Source organism: Gammaproteobacteria bacterium (assembly GCA_016716465.1).
GTDB lineage: Bacteria > Pseudomonadota > Gammaproteobacteria > SZUA-140 > SZUA-140 > JADJWH01.
In genome coordinates, this window is record JADJWH010000001.1 from 785,673 (window position 1) to 802,242 (window position 16,570).

Sequence of the window (16,570 nt, forward strand, 5' to 3'; positions counted from 1 at the left end):
GGTCCACAGTTCGTATTCAGCCGCACCCGCGTGCGATGACGTGGATGGTTGTGTTAACTTTCCCGTTCAAACCTTTGGGTTTCGAACGGCTGTGTATTCAATACCTCAGCGGATGCCCGGCACCGTCAAGTGGGACGTGCCCGTGAATCCCTGCATAATCATTACATTGATTAGGAAAGTTGAAGTTGAGTTCAACGCTTCCGATGACTGTGCTGCCTTACCTCCTTAATATTTGCGAAGGTGAGCGCGGACAAGCGGGCCGTTCCGGCCACTCCTGTCACGAAGTCTTTCCAATGCACGTCTGCCGCGACTGGTAATATGTTGCGCCGATGTCCTGGGACGATCGGGCATACAATTTCTCCCACCCGTGATAAACGCCTTGCTAATATATCAATGTTTTAAAGTCGCTTCAAACAGTTATCGTATATGGCCGGAGAAACTCAAGCGAGAGATGAAGGACGGGAAGGGAGAGGGTCCGGGCGCGCGCGTGGTGGAAATCGAGCACAGCCGCGGGGGCCAGCGCATCGATAATTTCCTGCTGACCCTGTTCAAAGGGGTGCCGCGCAGCCATATCTATCGTTTGCTGCGCACCGGTCAGGTGCGCGTCAACAAGGGGCGCATCAAGCCGACCTACCGGCTCAATGTCGGGGATCAGGTGAGGATCCCGCCGGTCAGCTACTCAGAATCGATGCCGGTGAAGATCGACGACAGCCGGCGGGCACTGATCGAGGGATCCATCATCCATGAGGACGAGGACATCATGGTCCTGGACAAGCCGGCGGGGCTGGCGGTTCATGGCGGCAGCGGGCTGCGTTTCGGCCTGATCGAGGCGCTGAAGGAAATGCGGTCGGGCAGCCCGGAGATCTCCCTGGTGCACCGGCTCGACCGGTTCACCTCAGGCTGTCTGCTGGTGGCGAAGAACCGCGCCATGTTACCGGCGCTGCAGGAGCAATTCCGCACGGAACGCGTGGAAAAGCAGTACCTGACCCTGGTACGAGGCCGATGGCAGGGCGGGGCGCGTACAGTGGATCTGTCCCTGCACAAGGGCCGCCTGCAGTCCGGGGAACGCATGGTCCAGGTCGACGAGGAGGAGGGCAAGGACGCCGAGAGCCGCTTCATGCCCGTGGACGTCTTTGCGGAGGCCAGCCTGATGCAGGTCGTGCTGAAGACGGGACGCATGCACCAGATCCGCGTGCACGCCGCCGGCGTGGGGCACCCCGTGGCCGGCGACGATAAATACGGCGATCCCGAATTCAATCGCAGGATGCGGGAGTTCGGCCTCAAACGCCTGTTTCTGCACGCCCAGGCACTGAGTTTTTATCACCCGCGCACGGGTCGCCTGATGAGCCTGTCCACGCCGCTGCCGGATACCCTCAGCCAGGTACTGGACCACCTCCCACGATAGATACGGAAATTGGGGACAGATTTATTTTTTGAGGCGGGATATTCTGAGAGACAGATCAGTTTTCTGAAAAAGCTTTATCCCAGAACAGCCTGGAAAAGTACCCGAAATAATTTTGTATTAATCCGCCCGCCTTTCGATAAATAAATCTGTCCCCATTTAGGACTTTTGGATTATTGCCATGTCGCTGCCTTACAAGCTCCTCGTTTTCGACTGGGACGGGACTCTGATGGATTCGGAGGCCCGCATCGTCAGTTGTCTCTCGATGACCCTGTCCGATCTCGGGCTGCCCGCGCTCGCGCGCGATACCCTGCTCAACGTCATCGGGCTTGGCCTGCCGGAGGCCGTGGCGACACTGCTGCCGCAGGCGGATACGGACCTGATCCGCCGCTTCATCGACCGTTATCGTTATCACTTCCTGTCCGATCACCACGCGCAGGCGGTACTCTTTCCCGGCGCGAAGGATGTGCTCATCGAACTGGACCGACAGGGGTATCTGCTCGCGGTCGCCACCGGCAAGGGTCGGCGGGGACTGGATCGTTCGCTGGAGGATACCGGCTGCGGCACGCTGTTCGCGCAGTCCCGCTGCGCGGATGAGACCGCGTCCAAGCCCCATCCCCGCATGCTGCTCGAGATCATGGATGTCCTCGGTGTCGAGCCGCGGGAGACGCTGATGATCGGCGATACCGAATACGATCTGCAGATGGCGCGCAACGCCGGCGCGCACGCGCTGGCGGTGAGTTACGGGGTGCATACCCGCGAGCGCCTGCTGGCCTGCGCGCCGCTGGGGTGCCTGGAGACGATCACGGATATTCTTCCATGGCTGGAAGGCGTGAGGCGTGAGGCGTGAGGCGTGAGGCGTGAGGCGTGAGGCGTGAGGCGTGAGGCGTGAGGCGTGAGGCGTGAGGCGTGAGGCGTGAGGCGTGAGGCGTGAGGGTGAGGCGTGAGGCGTGAGGCGTGAGGCGTGAGGCGTGAGGCGTGAGCAAAATGCTTGCCGGCCTCATTTATTCTGTCAAGCGCTTTCTGGGCTGACGCTTCCGTTTTTATTTCTAACTCCTGACGCCTAACCTCTCATGCCTCGCGCTTTCCGAAATACACAGAAACCATGTCCATCCTTTACAATCAGGATCGGTTACCAGAAGGACCACAGAAAATGTCTGATGAGAACAAACCGCAGGACCCATGGCTGGGCGAGGCGCAAGCGCCGCGGGCCGGAGCAGGGAAGGGCGCGGGTGATGAGACCTGGGCGCGTGGCGTGCTGGAAAAACTGGTCCAGTCGACGCTCAAGGAGCAGCGCAGTGCCCGTCGCTGGGGCATCTTTTTCAAACTGGCGTTCCTGGGTTATCTGCTGCTGATCCTGTATACCTACTGGCCCGGACAGTTCGTCGATGAGAATCTGGCGGGCCGGCATACCGCCCTGATCGACATTGATGGCGTGATCGCCGATGACCGCGACGCCAGCGCGGATTACATCATCGACAGCCTGCGCGAGGCCTTCGAAAACAAGAATGCCGCCGCCATCGTGCTGCGCATCAACAGCCCGGGCGGCAGCCCGGTCCAGGCCGGTTACATCAACGATGAGATCGCGCGCCTGCGCGTGCAGCATCCCGACAAGAAGGTCTATGCCGTCATTACCGACATCTGCGCCTCCGGCGGCTATTACATCGCGGCGGGCGCGGACGAGATCTACGCCGACAAGGCGAGCATCGTCGGCTCCATCGGCGTGCTCATGGACGGCTTCGGCTTCGTGAATACGCTCGACAAGCTGGGCGTCGAACGGCGCCTGATCACCGCGGGTGACCACAAAGGTTTCCTGGATCCGTTCTCGCCCTTGAAGCCCGACGACGAGCAGCATATACGCGCGATGCTGGCAGAGATCCACCAGCAGTTCATCGATACCGTGAAAAAGGGTCGCGGCAACCGCCTGAAGGACGATCCCAGCCTGTTCAGCGGTCTGGTATGGACCGGCGAGGACAGTCTGAAACTCGGCCTGATCGACGGCCTCGGCAGCACCAGTTATGTCGCGCGCGAAGTCATCGGCGCCGAGGAAATCGTCGACTACACCTACCAGCCACCCTACTTCCAGCGCTTCGCCGAACGCATCGGCGCCGCGGCGGCGGAAGGGCTGGAGGGAATATTCAAGGTGGAACTTAAGTAAGGTGAGGCGTGAGGCGTGAGGCGTGAGGCGTAAGGCGTGAGGCGTGAGGCGTGAGGCGTGAGGCTTGAGGCGTGAGGCGTCAAGAGTTTGCTCGAATCATTTTTCCTGTCAAGCACCTTATTGTTATTTTGATCTTACACCTAACGCCTCACACCTCACGCCTCACTAAAGTACCTTAAAGTACCTTGATACCCTCCGCCTCCAGCATCCGCGTCAACCGGATCAGCGGCAACCCGATCAGGGCCGTCGGGTCGGGACCTTCGAGGCGTTCCATCAGCGCGATGCCGAGCGCTTCGGATTTGAACGACCCGGCGCACCCGTACGGCTGTTCGCGCTGCAGATAGGATTCGATCTCCGCGCCGGTCAGCCGCCGGAACGTCACATCGCAGGTCACGACATCGACCTGCAGCCGGTTCTCGACCGTATTCAGCAGACAGAGCGCGGTGAAAAACCGCAGGGTCTGACCCGAGGCGGCGCTCAGCTGGGCGACCGCGGCCGCATGGCCACCCGGCTTTCCTACCATGCGTCCGTTCAGGACGGCCACCTGGTCGGAGCCGATGATCAGGGCATCGGGATGGTCCTGCGCGATCCGGCGGGCCTTGGCCTCGGCGAGGCGGCGCGCCAGGTCTTCGGGCGTTTCCCCCTCCCGGGCGCGCTCGTCCACCTCGGGCGATAACGCCGTGAACTCCACGCCCAGCCGCCGCAGCAGGTCCTGGCGAAAGGGAGAACTGGAGGCCAGAATCAGGCGCCTGGGCGTCGCCTCCGGGGACAGGGTCATGGTGAATTTCCGAATTCCTTGATCTTCCGCCAATTTGTCTGGGGCATCCCGGCATTGGCGGAGCGGACCGAATTTTATTAATAGATTTTGACAGTTAGGACGTCTAAGCCTATCATGTGCCGCTATGTCTGGTCGACTTCCGGAGACTGTTCAGTGGGACCGTCTGACCGAGGGCGGCGAAACCCTGCGCGGCTCGATGCCGTTGCGGGGGATGACGCGCTTGGCGGGCTGTCTGCTGGACGACCAAGGCGATGTGGACGTCGAACTGGAGTCTGGTATAGACGGCCAGAAGGTCAGATACCTGCGCGGAAATCTGCGCACGACCCTGACCCTGGTCTGTCAGCGCTGTCTGGAACCGCTGTCTTACCCCCTCGACATCGACATCTGCCTGGGTTTGCTGCTTTCGGAAGACGGGATGGAAGGACTGCCGGAGGTCTATGACCCCTACGTCCTTGACCGTCGCGCGGCGGAATTGCGAACCATCGTGGAGGACGAAATGATGCTGGCCTTGCCGCTCATTCCGATGCACGATGCCGGCCGTTGCCATATCGACGCGGCATACAGCGTGGAGGAGTCCCCGGCGACCGCGCGGGACTCCGGAACGCGCCAGCCGTTCGCGGGACTGGACGCCCTGATGAAGGGCAAACCGGGTTGATGTGCCATGCGCGCCGTCGCGCGCGACCCGGCGTAAGAATGGTTTTAACTTTCAGGAGCAAGGAACATGGCAGTACAAAAATCGAAGAAATCCACGTCGCGGCGCGGCATGCGCCGGTCCCACGACAGCCTCACGGCACCGACCTTGTCGATCGATCCCACCTCGGGTGAAACGCACCGGCGTCATCATGTGACGCCGGACGGCTATTACCGCGGCCGCAAGGTGATCGACACCAAGGAAGGGGAAGTCTAAGGCTTGAATTTAACCATAGCCCTGGACGCGATGGGCGGTGACCGCGGTCCGGCGGTCACCGTCCCCGCGTCGCTTTGCGCCCTCAAGGATAACCCCGATCTGCGCCTGATTCTGGTCGGTGATCAGGACACGCTGCTGCGTGAACTGCAGCAGCGGGGCGCCGCCACGAATGAACGGCTGATAATCCGGCACGCCTCGCAGCAGGTGAGCATGGAGGAATTGCCGTCGCAGGCGCTGCGCACCAAAAAGGACTCCTCCATGCGGGTTGCGATCAACCTCGTCAAGGAGGGCGCCGCGGCCGCCTGTGTCAGCGCGGGCAATACCGGCGCGTTGATGGCCACCGCGCGTTACGTGCTGAAGACCCTGCCCGGGGTGGAACGTCCGGCGATCATCTGCGCGTTGCCGACGATGCGCGGCCATACCCACATGCTCGACCTCGGGGCCAATGTGGACTCCAGCCCCGAACATCTGTTCCAGTTCGCCGTCATGGGCTCCGTGCTGACCAGTGCCGTCGACAATGTCGAGCGCCCCACGGTGGGCCTGCTCAACATCGGCGAGGAAGAGATCAAGGGCAATGAACGGGTCAAGGAAGCCGCGCGTTTGATCGCCGAAAGCGGTATCATCAATTACGCCGGCTTCGTCGAGGGCGACGACATCTACAAGGGCACCGTGGACGTGATCGTATGCGACGGTTTTGTCGGCAACGTGGCCTTGAAAACCAGCGAGGGCGTCGCCCGCATGATTACGCATTTCCTGCGCGAGGAATTCACCCGCTCTCCGCTGACGAAACTGATCGCCGTGGCGGCGAAACCCGCATTGCGCGGCTTCCGGGACCGGATCGACCCGCGCCGCTACAACGGCGCCAGCCTGATCGGCCTGCAGGGCATCGTCGTCAAAAGCCACGGCGGCGCCGACGAGATCGCCTTCGCGAATGCGATCAAGGAGGCGGTGCTGGAAGTCAGGAAGAACATCCCGCAGCGCATCGGCAGCCAGCTCGAATCACTTCTGCTGGACAGGAAGGCGGGCTGATGTACGCGCGCATCGCCGGCACCGGCGGCTATCTTCCTGCCAGGGTGCTGACCAACGCCGATCTCGAAAAGATCGTCGAAACCTCCGACGAGTGGATCGTCGAGCGCACCGGAATCCACCAGCGGCACGTCGCCGCCAAAGATGAGACCACCTGCGACATGGCCGAGGCCGCGGCGCGGCGCGCGATCGCGGCGGCCGGCCTGGAGCCGGCGGACATCGACCTCATCATCATCGCGACCACCACGCCGGACAAGGTGTTTCCCAGCACAGCCTGTCTGCTTCAGCAGCGGCTCGGCATCCATGGGCCGGCGGCCTTCGACATCCAGGCCGTGTGCACCGGATTCGTCTACGCCATCAGCGTGGCCGACAAATTCATCCGCACCGGCGCCGCGCGGCGCGCCCTGGTCGTCGGCGCGGATACGCTCTCGCGCATCGTTGACTGGAAGGATCGCACGACCTGCGTGCTGTTCGGAGACGGCGCCGGTGCGGTCGTCCTGGAAGCCAGCGAGGAGCCCGGCATCCTGTCGACCCATTTGCATGCCGACGGCGCCTATCAGGAGATGCTGATGGTGCCCGAGGGTATCTCGCAGGGTTATGAACGCGTACAGGACGGCAAGGCCTACATCAAGATGCAGGGTGGAGAGGTATTCAAGTTCGCGGTCAATTCCCTGGAACAGATCGTCGACGAAACACTCGCGGCCAATCGCATGCAGAAGAGCGACATCGACTGGCTGGTGCCGCACCAGGCGAACATCCGCATCATCACCGCCACGGCACGTAAACTGAAGCTCTCGATGGAGCGCGTCGTCGTGACCGTGGGCAGTCATGGAAACACCTCGGCCGCCTCCATCCCGCTCGCGCTCGACGTGGCCGTACGCGACGGCCGGATCAGGCGCGGCGAGATCCTGCTGTTCGAAGCGGTCGGCGGAGGCTTCACCTGGGGCTCCGCGCTGGTTAAATATTAGTGAGGCGTGAGGCGTGAGGCGTGAGGCGTGAGGCGTGAGGCGTGAGGCGTCAAGAGTTTTCTCGAGTCATTTTTCCTGTCAAGCAGCTTGTTTTTGATCTTACGCCTGACTCCTAACCCCTCACGCCTCACCTGTACCGATTTGGCAAGATATCGATGAACATGGAAAACGAAACAGAAACAACGGAAATCAAACGCCTGGCCTTCGTCTTCCCCGGCCAGGGCTCGCAATCGATCGGGATGCTGGCGGAGTTGGCCCAGACCTATCCGGGCGTGACGCAGACCTTCCAGCAGGCGTCCGATGTGCTCGGTTACGACCTGTGGCAACTGGTGCAGCAGGGACCGGAATCGGAACTCAATCGTACCGACCGCACTCAGCCGGCGATGTTGGCCGCGGGCGTCGCGGTCTGGCGCGTCTGGAACAGTAACGGCGGCGTCGCCCCTGAAATTCTCGCGGGGCACAGCCTCGGTGAATACACTGCCCTGGTGTGCGCCGAGGCGCTGGATTTCACCGATGCGATACGGCTCGTGGCCGATCGCGGCCGCTTCATGCAGGAAGCGGTGCCGCAGGGTCAGGGCGCCATGGCCGCCATCCTGGGCCTCGAGGATGCTCAGGTCATCACCGTGTGCAAACAGGCCGAGCAGGGTGATGTGGTGACGGCCGTGAATTTCAATGCGCCGGGACAGGTGGTGATCGCCGGATCCGCCGCCGCGGTGGAGCGCGCGGTCGCGCTGGCTCGCGAAGCCGGCGCCAAGCGCGCCATCACGCTGCCGGTGAGCGTGCCGTCGCATTGCGCCCTGATGAAGCCGGCGGCGGAAAGCATGAAGTCGGTGCTTGCGAAAACCGCGTTGCGGAAACCCGTGATACCGGTGCTGCACAACGCCGATGTCGCGCCCCACGCCGATGCTGACGGTATCCGTGATGCCCTGGTCAGGCAGTTATACAGCCCTGTGCGATGGGTGGAAACGGTGCGCGCGATGGAGGCACGTGGCGTGAACAGCATCATCGAATGCGGGCCGGGCAAGGTGCTCGCCGGTCTCAACAAACGCATCGGACGCGAACTGGTCACACTTTCCGTGTACGATCCGGATTCGCTCGAAGAGGCGCTGTCGGTAGTGTGATGGAACTGCGTGATCGGTGACGGGTGAAACTCGCCGCGGGTTCTCATCACCCTTTATCCCTAACCCATCACGCCTTTTTTATCTGGAGGATCGGACTTGCATAGGCTGGATAACGAAATCGCGCTGGTCACCGGCGCGACGCGCGGGATCGGACGCGCCATCGCGGATGAACTAGGTCGCCTGGGCGCGACCGTGATCGGGACGGCCACCTCGGCCGAGGGCGCGGAAAAGATTACCGCGCATTTCAGTGCGAACTCCATCAAGGGTTCCGGCCTGGTGCTGGATGTCCGCGATCAGGACTCGATCGAGTCCGCCCTGAAGGTCGCGGCCGAGCGCCATGGCGATCCCAGTATCCTGGTCAACAACGCCGGCATCACTCGCGACAATCTGCTGTTGCGCATGAAGGACGAGGAATGGTCGGATATCCTGGAAACCAACCTGAGCTCGGTGTTCCGCTTGTCCAAGGCCTGCCTGCGCACGATGATGAAGGCCCGCAAGGGCCGCATCATTAACATTTCCTCGGTGGTCGCCCTGACCGGCAATCCGGGTCAGAGCAACTATGCCGCCTCCAAGTCGGGTATCATCGGCTTCAGCAAATCGCTCGCGCGCGAGGTCGCCTCACGCGGCATCACGGTCAATGTGGTCGCGCCCGGTTTCATCGATACCGATATGACGCAGGCGCTGTCGGCCGCCCAGCACGAGACATTGCTGGCCCAGATCCCGCTCGGCCGGCTCGGCAGGCCGGAGGATATCGGCGCCGCCGTGGCGTTTCTGGCCTCGCCGGCCGCGTCGTATATTACCGGCGAGACACTTCACATCAATGGTGGCATGTATATGTCATAAAAGGTTTTTTTGCGGGAATCAGGACGCCGTCGGAGGACTCCGGAGAGACGTTTTTTCACTGGCATATCTCGGATCTTTCCAATAAAATACCCGCTCGCGGCTACGGGCTACCATATATTGTGTATGTAGGGAGGAAATCAACACCATGAGTAACATCGAAGAGCGCGTCAGGAAGATCGTCATAGAACAGCTGGGAGTCAAGGAAGAAGAGGTAACCCGGGAGGCATCCTTCGTCGACGATCTGGGCGCGGATTCTCTGGATACCGTAGAGCTGGTCATGGCGCTGGAAGAGGAATTCGAGTGCGAGATCCCCGACGACGAGGCGGAGAAGATCACCACGGTACAGCAGGCCATCGACTACATCACCACCCATCAGAAGGGATGACCGCCCGCCGCAGGACCGGAGCGCGCCGTCAAGAGCGCGTCCGTAATCTGTAACCCGTATTCATGTTCATCTGGCTTGTCACCGGGCCGTTCACCACTGATACTCATGCCTGAAACCCGGCCGCCGGCCCCGCCGACGCGCCGGTCATGGCATCCGAGGTCGCGGCGGCCGCCCATGGCCGCCGCGAACATCCTTGATCAATTGACAGGAAGCTGAACCCTTGAACAGCAAACGACGCGTCGTAATCACCGGGCTCGGCATTGTCGCGCCCGTCGGGCTCGGAGTGACCGAATGCTGGGAGAACATTCTCGCGGGCAGGAGCGGCATCGGACCGATCGAACGCTTTGAGGTGTCCGCCTTTCCGACCCGCATCGGCGGGGCGGTAAAGGGCTTCGATCCGGCGGACTACATTCCGGCGAAAGACGTCAAGAAAATGGATCCCTTCATCCATTACGGCATCGCCGCCGGGGTGCAGGCGATTCGTGACTCCGGCCTGGAAGTGACGGAACAGAATGCTCCCCGCATCGGCGTCGCGATCGGCTCGGGCATCGGCGGCCTGCCGGGCATCGAGAAGGGTTATGACGCCTACCTCAACGGCGGGCCGCGCAAGATCTCGCCGTTCTTCGTGCCGAGCAACATCATCAACATGATCTCCGGCAATCTGTCCATCATGCACGGCATGAAGGGGCCTAACCTTGCCATTGTCACGGCCTGTTCCACCGGCACGCACAGCATCGGCGAAGCGGGCCGCATCATCGAATACGGCGACGCCGACGTGATGGTGGCGGGCGGCGCGGAGATGGCCACCTCGCCGACCTGCCTGGGCGGATTCTGCGCCGCGCGCGCGCTGTCCGCGCGCAACGACGCCCCGACCGCGGCCAGCCGTCCGTGGGATCGCGACCGCGACGGCTTCGTGTTGAGCGATGGCGCCGGCGTGGTGGTACTGGAGGAATATGAACATGCCAGGGCGCGCGGCGCGCGCATCTATGCCGAGCTGATCGGCTACGGCATGAGCGGTGACGCCTATCACATGACGGCGCCACCGGAGAATGGGGAGGGCGCGATGCGCTGCATGCAGAACGCGCTGCGCAATGCGGGCCTCAACCCGGACGCCGTCGACTACATCAATGCCCACGGCACCTCGACGCCGGCGGGCGACAAGGCCGAGACGCTGGCGGTGAAGGCGGCCTTCGGCGATCACGCGCGACGCGTGGCGATGAGTTCCACCAAGTCCATGACCGGCCACCTGCTCGGCGCCGCGGGCGGCATCGAGGCGATCTTTTCAGTGCTCGCGATCCGCGACCAGGTGGCCCCGCCGACCATCAATCTCGACAACCCGGATCCCGACTGCGACCTTGACTACGTCCCGCACCAGGCGCGCCCGATGAAGATCGACGTCGCGATCTCGAACTCCTTCGGTTTCGGTGGCACCAACGGAACCCTGGTCTTCAGGAAGCCGGGCTAGATCGCCGCGTCGGTTGCCGCATCACCCTCGGTCCACCGCCCATTTCATGGTGAGCCAGACAAGCCAGGACCCGCACCCGCCGCGGCACGCCGTGGCGGACGCACGGCCTAAGGTGCGCCGTCTTGATTACGCAGGCGACCTCCTTCCTTTGCATGAAGCCGATCCACTGCGTTATCCCTGCCTGCTGGAGAGCGTCAGCCACGGAACACCTTCGGCGCGCTACGACATCCTGTTCGCGGCCACGGATGAACAGCTGATACTGGACCGGAACGGCCTGCGCGGATCCGTCGCCGGGGACGCCGCCACGGACTTCCTTGCGCAGCTGGACTGCTGGTGGCAGCAGCACCGCCGCCCGCCGGATGAGTCCCCGGCACTGCCGTTTACCGGCGGATGGTTCGTGTTCCTGGCGTACGAGCTCGCGACCCGCATCGAACCGCGCCTGGCGGATCTCCCGCCGCCGGAGGACGATCTACCGCTTGCCGCGGCGGTGCGCTGCCCGGCCGCGCTGATCCGCGACCATACCGCGGACTGCATCTATCTGGTGGAGGAGCCCGGGCACGACGTGCTGTCCGCCCGTATCCTGCGGAATCTCGCGACCTGCTCCGGCCAGGATACGGACGTGCCGGGGCCGCTGGTCGAGACCAGAATGCGGGAGGATGACCCCGAGCATTTTCTCTCCGGTGTCGAACGAATCAAGCGTTATATCGTCGAGGGCGACGTGTTCCAGGTCAATCTGTCCCGCGCCTGGATCGGCGCGATCGACCCGGCGCTAAGCGACGCGGACCTCTACCGCCGCCTGCGCCGCAGCAATCCCGCACCGTTCTCCGCCATCGCCCGAATCGGAAACACGACGATCATCAGCTCGTCTCCCGAGCGACTGTTCAGCGTACGCGGGGACCGTATTGAAACACGGCCGATCGCCGGCACCCATCCGCGCGGAACGGATCCTGACAGCGACGGCGAGCTTTCGCGCCGCCTGCTGCAACACCCCAAGGAGCGCGCGGAACACATCATGCTGATCGACCTCGAGCGCAACGACCTGGGTCGTGTCTGCCGTCCGGGCAGCGTAGAGGTCAACGAGCTGATGACGCTGGAATCCTATGCGCATGTGCATCACATCGTCTCGAACGTCGCCGGCCGCCTGGACGAATGCACGACGCCCGGCGCGATCATCCGCGCCGTCTTTCCCGGCGGTACCATCACGGGCTGCCCGAAGATCCGCTGCATGGAGATCATCGGCGAGCTCGAGCAACGCGCGCGCGGCGCCTACACCGGATCACTCGGCTACCTGGACGGCAACGGCAATATGGATTTCAATATCCTGATCCGCACGCTTCAGCGCCAGGCCGGTCGCCTGATCCTGCGCGCTGGCGCCGGCATCGTCGCCGATTCCGATCCCGCACGCGAGCTGGCCGAGACCCGCGCCAAGGCCCGCGGCCTGCTGCGCGCTCTCAACACGGAGGATTAGGACGTGTCATCGAGCCTGATCAACGGACAACCCGGACACACGATCGACCTGCACGACCGCGGACTCCTGTATGGGGACGGGCTGTTTTCCACGCTGGCGGTAAAGAAAGGTGAACCACAACTCTGGGAACGGCACATCGAACAACTGCAGGAAGGCTGCCGCCGGTTACGGTTTGCCCCGGTCGACGCCTCCCGGCTGCGCGCGGAGTCTGCCGTGCTCTGCGCGGGGACGGTGCGCGGGGTTCTGAAGATCGTGCTGACACGGGGGCCCGGCACGCGCGGGTACCGCTTCGATGCCACTGCGCCGGGGACGCGAATCGTGACGCTGGCACCGGCCCCGGAGTATCCCGCGCAGTATTATCGTGACGGGGTCACAGTACGTCTGTGTACAACGCGGCTCGGCGCCAATCCGGCGCTGGCCGGTGTCAAGCATCTCAATCGACTCGAACAGGTGCTCGCCCGCGCGGAATGGGACGATGCCGGGATCGCCGAGGGCTGGATGCGGGACGGACACGGCCATATCGTCGAAGGGACCATGAGCAATCTCTTCCTGCTGCGGGACGGCGCGCTGCTGACCCCCAGGCTCGATGAGTGCGGCGTGGCTGGCGCCATGCGTGCCACGATCATCGCGTGGGCGCAGACCGTCGGCCTGCGCGTGACGGAATGCCATCTGGATGAAGAAGACCTGCGGCGCGCCGACGAAGTATTTCTGTGTAACAGCCTGATCGGTGTTTGGCCGGTACACCGCGCTGTCGGACGCACATGGACTCCCGGTCCGGTCACGGCGCGCGTCACGGCCGCGATCGGGGCCTTCAGCCTGATGCCGGAAATACCGCGGCCCGATATCACTCACGACGCGGGTGGAATGAACTGAGCATGCGCACCTGGCTTTCAAAAATTCTTGGTGTCACGCTCATCGTCGTGAGCTTCACCGCGGGCTGGATCCTGATCGACCTGCAGGCCTTCCTGAACCGCCCGCTGGTGCAGAACGGGCAGTCCGTGGTCTATGAAGTCCGCCCCGGCAGCGGCCTGATCAGCGTCGCGCGTGACCTCGGCAAGCTGGGGCTGGTCGAGCATCCTTATTATCTGGTGTGGTATGCGCGCTGGCGCGGCAGCGCCGACCGCATCAAGGCAGGGGAATACCTGATCGAGGGCCTGATGACGCCCGCCCTGCTGCTCGACAAGATGGAGCAGGGCGATGTGATGCGTTATTCGCTGACCATTCCGGAAGGATGGTCGTTCCGCCAGATGCTGGTGGCGGTGCGCGCGCACGAGAAGATCCGCCACACCCTGGATACCGAGGACGGTGCTGTCATCATGGAACGGCTCGGCCATCCGGGTGAACACCCCGAGGGCCGCTTCTTCCCGGACACCTATCTGTTCCCCTCCGGCACCACCGACCTGGCCCTGCTGCAATACGCCTATGCGGCAATGGAACGGCGCCTGGAACAGGAATGGCGCGACAGGGCACCCGACCTTCCGCTGGAGACGCCCTATCAGGCCCTGATCCTCGCCTCGATCGTCGAGAAGGAGACCGGCAGCGCGGATGAACGTCCCCGGATCGCGGGCGTTTTCATCCGGCGCCTGCAGAAGAACATGCGGCTGCAGACCGATCCGACCGTGATCTACGGTCTGGGCGCGAAATTCGACGGCAATCTGCGGCGCCGTGATTTGGAGGCGGACACCCCGTACAATACCTACACGCGCGCGGGCCTGCCGCCGACGCCGATCGCCCTGCCCGGTGGAGACGCCCTGCACGCCGCGCTGCATCCCGCACCGGGAAATGAGCTGTACTTCGTTTCACGCGGAGATGGCACGCACCATTTTTCGGCGAGCTTCGACGAGCACGCCGGCGCGGTCAGGGACTATCAACTGAACGGGGGACGGGGCCGGAAATGACGGCGACAGCGGGACGCTTCATCACGCTCGAAGGCATCGAGGGCGTTGGCAAAACGACCAATATCGAGTTTGTCCGCGCCCTGCTCGAGGCGCGGGGCGTGGAGGTGGTCGTGACGCGGGAGCCGGGCGGAACCCCGCTCGGGGAGGAGATCCGCGCTCTGCTGCTGGATCATCGCCATGACGGCATGGCCGCCGATACCGAGCTGCTCCTGATGTTCGCGGCACGGGCGGAGCACATCGCGCGGGTGATACGGCCGGCCCTGGCCGCCGGCCGCTGGGTGGTCTGCGACCGCTTCACCGATGCCACCTTCGCCTATCAGGGCGGCGGACGCGGGCTCGGCTTTGAGCGGGTGGCGCTGCTGGCCGACTGGGTCCATCGCGACCTGCAGCCCGATCTCACGCTGTTGCTCGACCTGCCGGTGGAGACCGGGCTCGGGCGCGCCGGCCGACGCAACAGCGCAGACCGCTTCGAAAGGGAGAAACTCGATTTCTTCGAGCGCGTGCGCGATGCCTATCTGCGGCTCGCGCGGCAGGAGCCGCGGCGTTACCGAGTCATCGCGGCGGACGCGCCGCTCGAACATGTGCAGGCAAGGCTGCGAGAGGTGATGACGGAATGGCTGGCGACCCGGATTCGCTGAACGCGCCGCTGCCCTGGCAAGCGCCGCACTGGGAACGGGTGCGCGCCCTGCGTAAGGCCGACCGCCTGCCGCACGCGCTGCTGCTGTGCGGCCTGCCCGGGATGGGCAAACACCATTTCGCGCGCCTGCTCGCGCATGCGCTGCTGTGCGAATCGCCCGCGGCCTCGACCCTGCCCTGCGGCGCATGCCGCTCCTGCCGGCTGACGCAGGCCGGGTCCCACCCCGACCTCCATCGATGCGAGCCGGAAGAAGACAAGTCCGTCATCAACATCGACCAGATTCGGGCCATCGGCCAGTTCCTGGAACTCAAGGCGCACTATGCCGGACGCAAGGTCGTCATCATCCATCCGGCGGAGCAGATGAACCTGAGCGCCGCGAACGGCCTGTTGAAGATGCTGGAGGAACCGCCGTCCGGCGTACATATGATCCTGGTCAGCGGCCGTCCCGCGGCCCTGCCGGCGACCGTGCGCAGCCGTTGCCAGAGGTTGAACCTGGCCCTGGAGGATCCCGAACCGGCACTGGACTGGCTGGCGTGCAGACCCGGGATAGGGCAGGGTGAAGCCGCCACCCTGCTGGCGCTGGCGCAGGGTGCCCCGCTGGCCGCAGCCGATCTTGCCGCCCAGGGCCATCTGGCGCGGCGACAGGAGATGTTGAAGGAGCTCCAGTCCGTCGTCCGGCTTCAGTCGGATCCGCTCCAAGTGGCGGAAAACTGGCTAAAGTTTGATGCCAAAGCATCGCTATATTGGTTACACGGATGGCTGGTCGACATGATCCGATTTCAGTCCTCGGATCAGCCGCCCCGCATCAGCAACCCCGATGGACAGGACACCCTGGCGCGGCTCTCGTCGGAACTGAATGGCCCATGGTTGTTCGAACAACTGGACCGGATCTCCCGGGCCTTGCGCCTCCTGGACGGCTCCGCGAACGCCCAGCTGGTACTTGAAGAGGCCTTGCTGCCCTGGGCACAACGGGAAAAGGATCGGGTCCCCGGTTGACAGATTTTGCGATATTTCCCATTTATCATACTGATAAATAAAAGATAATTAATTCATGAGCGACGCGACAGGAGCAGGGGAACACGCCGCCGGAGGCAGCCCGCGCCAGGGCATTCTGTCGCTGGCGATCAAGGACAAGGGCTCGCTCTATTCGGCCTATATCCCCTTCTTCAAGGGCGGCGGCATCTTCATCCCGACGAACAAGAACTACGCCCTCGGCGACGAGGTCTTCATGTTGCTGACCCTCATGGAAGAGACGGAAAAGATGCCGGTCGTCGGCCGTGTGGCCTGGATCAATCCCAAAGGCGCCCAGGGCCATTTCGTCCCCGGCATCGGCGTACAGTTCACGGACAAGGACGGCGAGGCGGTACGCAACAAGATTGAGACCTATCTCGCGGGCGCGTTGAAATCCGACCGCATGACCCATACCATGTAGCCTGACGATTCTGCCGGCGCGAACCCGCATCCGCGCCTGTCGATTTCCGTCGATTTTTCCTTCACGACCGCGAGACACCCCA

Annotated in this window: 18 protein-coding genes; 17 read left to right on the plus strand and 1 reads right to left on the minus strand. The window is 63.3% G+C overall.

What is annotated here, in order from left to right:
• Window positions 1-451 precede the first annotated feature (451 nt).
• The 3 genes from IPM20_03675 to sppA all read left to right on the plus strand — a co-directional run bounded on the left by IPM20_03675 (window position 452) and on the right by sppA (window position 3,560).
• Window positions 452-1,405 carry an RluA family pseudouridine synthase gene (locus tag IPM20_03675; protein ID MBK9130730.1) on the plus strand — a complete coding sequence of 318 codons (954 nt, stop codon included), beginning with the start codon at window positions 452-454 and terminating at the stop codon, window positions 1,403-1,405.
• Between the two features lie 178 nt (window positions 1,406-1,583).
• Window positions 1,584-2,252, plus strand: a complete 669-nt coding sequence (locus IPM20_03680) for an HAD-IIIA family hydrolase (protein ID MBK9130731.1) — start codon at window positions 1,584-1,586, stop codon at window positions 2,250-2,252.
• Between the two features lie 303 nt (window positions 2,253-2,555).
• Entirely contained in the window at window positions 2,556-3,560 is a 1,005-nt protein-coding gene (sppA, locus tag IPM20_03685; protein ID MBK9130732.1) for a signal peptide peptidase SppA, read from the plus strand.
• Between the two features lie 175 nt (window positions 3,561-3,735).
• Here the strand turns inward: sppA and maf are convergent, their stop codons facing one another.
• Window positions 3,736-4,338, minus strand: a complete 603-nt coding sequence (maf, locus tag IPM20_03690) for a septum formation inhibitor Maf (protein MBK9130733.1) — start codon at window positions 4,336-4,338, stop codon at window positions 3,736-3,738.
• Between the two features lie 124 nt (window positions 4,339-4,462).
• Here maf and IPM20_03695 point away from each other — a divergent pair, with 124 nt between their 5' ends.
• From IPM20_03695 to IPM20_03760, 14 genes are all read left to right on the plus strand, one after another.
• Window positions 4,463-4,993, plus strand: a complete 531-nt coding sequence (locus IPM20_03695; GenBank protein ID MBK9130734.1) for a DUF177 domain-containing protein — start codon at window positions 4,463-4,465, stop codon at window positions 4,991-4,993.
• Between the two features lie 66 nt (window positions 4,994-5,059).
• Window positions 5,060-5,245, plus strand: a complete 186-nt coding sequence (gene rpmF, locus IPM20_03700) for a 50S ribosomal protein L32 (protein ID MBK9130735.1) — start codon at window positions 5,060-5,062, stop codon at window positions 5,243-5,245.
• A gap of 3 nt (window positions 5,246-5,248) precedes the next feature.
• Window positions 5,249-6,274 (plus strand): phosphate acyltransferase PlsX, encoded by a 1,026-nt coding sequence (gene plsX / locus IPM20_03705; protein MBK9130736.1) that lies wholly within the window; start codon window positions 5,249-5,251, stop codon window positions 6,272-6,274.
• A complete protein-coding gene (locus tag IPM20_03710; GenBank protein MBK9130737.1) occupies window positions 6,271-7,239 on the plus strand; it encodes a ketoacyl-ACP synthase III in 969 nt (322 codons plus the stop codon). Before plsX ends, IPM20_03710 begins: the two co-directional genes overlap by 4 nt.
• A gap of 188 nt (window positions 7,240-7,427) precedes the next feature.
• Window positions 7,428-8,360, plus strand: coding sequence for an ACP S-malonyltransferase (gene fabD, locus IPM20_03715; protein MBK9130738.1), 933 nt, complete (start codon window positions 7,428-7,430; stop codon window positions 8,358-8,360).
• 96 nt (window positions 8,361-8,456) lie between these two features.
• A complete protein-coding gene (gene fabG / locus IPM20_03720) occupies window positions 8,457-9,203 on the plus strand; it encodes a 3-oxoacyl-ACP reductase FabG (protein ID MBK9130739.1) in 747 nt (248 codons plus the stop codon).
• A gap of 145 nt (window positions 9,204-9,348) precedes the next feature.
• Complete coding sequence (gene acpP, locus IPM20_03725; GenBank protein MBK9130740.1) at window positions 9,349-9,588, plus strand: acyl carrier protein; 240 nt, start codon at window positions 9,349-9,351, stop codon at window positions 9,586-9,588.
• Between the two features lie 220 nt (window positions 9,589-9,808).
• Window positions 9,809-11,053 carry a beta-ketoacyl-ACP synthase II gene (gene fabF, locus IPM20_03730; protein MBK9130741.1) on the plus strand — a complete coding sequence of 415 codons (1,245 nt, stop codon included), beginning with the start codon at window positions 9,809-9,811 and terminating at the stop codon, window positions 11,051-11,053.
• A 46-nt stretch (window positions 11,054-11,099) separates the two neighbouring features.
• Window positions 11,100-12,521 (plus strand): aminodeoxychorismate synthase component I, encoded by a 1,422-nt coding sequence (locus tag IPM20_03735; protein ID MBK9130742.1) that lies wholly within the window; start codon window positions 11,100-11,102, stop codon window positions 12,519-12,521.
• A gap of 3 nt (window positions 12,522-12,524) precedes the next feature.
• Window positions 12,525-13,394 (plus strand): aminodeoxychorismate lyase, encoded by an 870-nt coding sequence (gene pabC, locus IPM20_03740; protein ID MBK9130743.1) that lies wholly within the window; start codon window positions 12,525-12,527, stop codon window positions 13,392-13,394.
• A 2-nt stretch (window positions 13,395-13,396) separates the two neighbouring features.
• Window positions 13,397-14,419, plus strand: coding sequence for an endolytic transglycosylase MltG (mltG, locus tag IPM20_03745; GenBank protein MBK9130744.1), 1,023 nt, complete (start codon window positions 13,397-13,399; stop codon window positions 14,417-14,419).
• Window positions 14,416-15,057, plus strand: a complete 642-nt coding sequence (locus IPM20_03750; protein ID MBK9130745.1) for a dTMP kinase — start codon at window positions 14,416-14,418, stop codon at window positions 15,055-15,057. Before mltG ends, IPM20_03750 begins: the two co-directional genes overlap by 4 nt.
• Window positions 15,033-16,052, plus strand: coding sequence for a DNA polymerase III subunit delta' (locus tag IPM20_03755; protein ID MBK9130746.1), 1,020 nt, complete (start codon window positions 15,033-15,035; stop codon window positions 16,050-16,052). Before IPM20_03750 ends, IPM20_03755 begins: the two co-directional genes overlap by 25 nt.
• Before the next feature lie 55 nt (window positions 16,053-16,107).
• The gene (locus IPM20_03760) at window positions 16,108-16,488 is read left to right on the plus strand and encodes a PilZ domain-containing protein (protein MBK9130747.1); all 381 of its coding nucleotides are present in this window, start codon (window positions 16,108-16,110) and stop codon (window positions 16,486-16,488) included.
• The last annotated feature ends 82 nt before the right edge of the window (window positions 16,489-16,570 follow it).